At 70.1% G+C, this 1,666-nt stretch carries 1 protein-coding gene; it reads right to left on the bottom strand.

Features of this window, described 5'->3' with window-relative positions; genetic code table 11:
- The coding region (locus tag ACFY4A_RS42560; protein ID WP_390834669.1) for a condensation domain-containing protein at positions 1-1,666 on the bottom strand (1,666 nt) is incomplete at both ends.

Genomic DNA, 1,666 nt, shown 5'->3' with positions numbered 1-1,666 from the left:
TCCGCGCCACCTGCGACTCCAGCAACCCCACCAACGACACATCCGGCACCTCAGCAGCCGTGTCGTTCCACTCCACCAACACCCGACGCCGCTCGGCCTCACCCAGCACATCCAGCGCCGAGACCCGCACCGACGGATCGGCAACAAGCGCCTCCAGCGCCCACACCCACCGCGCCGCCAACTCCTCAGCCGTAGCGGCATCGAACAGATCCGCCGCCACCGTCATCACGCCACGCAGGCCCACCGACGCGCCCGCGTCGTCGAAGACCTCGCCGACACTCATTTCGATGTCGAACTTGGCCGCCTGCGCTCCGGCCGACATCCCCCCGCCGCCTGCGCCGGGAAGGTTCACCGTCGCCTCGGTGACGTTCTGAACGGTGAGCATCACCTGGAACAGCGGGTGCCGGGCCAGTGACCGCGCCGGGGCCAGCTCCTCCACCAGCCGCTCGAACGGCACATCCTGATGGGCGAAGGCCGACAGCCCCGTCTCCCGCACCCGCGCCAGCAGCTCGCGGAATGTAGGGTCTCCCGACAGGTCGGTGCGGATCACCAGCGTGTTGACGAAGAAGCCGACCAGGTCGTCCAGGGCCTCGTCCGTGCGGCCGGCAATCGCCGAACCGATCGGGATGTCGGTGCCCGCGCCCATCCTGGACAGCAGCGTGGCCAGGGCCGCCTGCAGCACCATGAACACGGTCACGCCCTCGGCCCGCGCCAGCTCCACCAGCCGCGCATGCACGTCCGCGGGGATCTCCAGAGGCACACTGCGCCCCTGGTAGCTCGCCACCGCCGGACGCGGCCGGTCGTACGGCAGCTCCAGCTCCTCCGGAACACCCGCCAGCGCTGTCCTCCAATACGCCACCTGGCGGGAGATCAGACTCTCCGGGTCGCTCTCCTCACCCAGGAGTTCGCGCTGCCACAGGGTGTAGTCGGCGTACTGCACCGGGAGTTCCGCCCACTCGGGAATTCGTCCCTCGCGCCGCGCCGCGTACGCATTCGACACGTCACGCGCGAGCGGACCGGTCGACCAGCCGTCGCCGGCGATGTGGTGCACCACCACGACCAGCACCCGCTCCCCCGACCCCGCGTCGAAGAGCCAGGCCCGGAAGGGCACTTCGACCGCGAGGTCGAAGGCGTACGTCTGTGCCGCGGCGACCGCACCGGCCAGCTCCTCCAGCGCCACGTCGACCACCTGGAGCTCCCACTCCAGATCCTGAAGATCCAGGATGCGCTGGTACGGCTCTCCGGCCGCGACGGCGAACACCGTGCGCAGCACCTCGTGCCGCCCCATCACATCCCGCAGTGCCGCGCCCAGCGCCTCGCGGTCGACGTCACCTCCCAGACCGAGCACCAGGGGGATGTTGTACGTCGCACTCGGGCCCTCGAGCTGTCCGAGGAACCACAGCCGGCGCTGCGCGAACGACAGCGGGACCCGCTCCGGACGCTCTACTGCCGTCAGTGCCGCCCTGGCCGTTCCGACGTCGGCCAGGCGTGTGGCCAGTTCCGCCACGGTGGGGGCCTCGAACAGCATGCGTATCGAGACTTCGACGCCGAGCACGGCCCTTATCCGGCTGACCAGTCGTACGGCGAGGAGTGAGTGTCCGCCCAGGGCGAAGAAGTCGTCGTGGACGCCGACCTCCTCCACTCCGAGGACCTGCGCGAAGGCGGC

Source organism: Streptomyces sp. NPDC001292, assembly GCF_042896465.1.
In the GTDB taxonomy this organism is placed as follows: domain Bacteria; phylum Actinomycetota; class Actinomycetes; order Streptomycetales; family Streptomycetaceae; genus Streptomyces.
The sequence above is the reverse complement of the archived record's forward strand: the minus strand, read 5'-3'. Positions and strand labels throughout refer to the sequence as shown.